Genomic DNA, 223 nt, shown 5'->3' with positions numbered 1-223 from the left:
AGCTGCGGCACGCCGATGCGTCCGGATTTAATGTCTTCATAGGCGGCTGCGAAACCGCTGACGAAGCGGCGGTTAAAGCCGACCTGAAGAACGACGCCGGCGCTTTTGGCGACGGCAATCGCGCTGTCCGCCTCTTCGAGGGTGACGGCCATCGGTTTTTCACAGAACACGCCTTTACCGGCCCTGGCGGCAGCGACCACGAGTTCAGCGTGGGTGCGGGCAG

At 63.2% G+C, this 223-nt stretch carries 1 protein-coding gene; it reads right to left on the bottom strand.

What is annotated here, in order from left to right; all coding sequences use genetic code 11:
- Positions 1-223, bottom strand: a 223-nt coding sequence (locus tag WFP70_RS26895) for a Gfo/Idh/MocA family oxidoreductase (RefSeq protein WP_337024917.1), incomplete at both ends; no start/stop codon positions are given.

Origin of the sequence: Pantoea sp. USMM079 (assembly GCF_037153115.1) — a bacterium.
GTDB classification, from domain to species: Bacteria; Pseudomonadota; Gammaproteobacteria; order Enterobacterales; family Enterobacteriaceae; genus Pantoea; species Pantoea communis.
The sequence above is the reverse complement of the archived record's forward strand: the minus strand, read 5'-3'. Positions and strand labels throughout refer to the sequence as shown.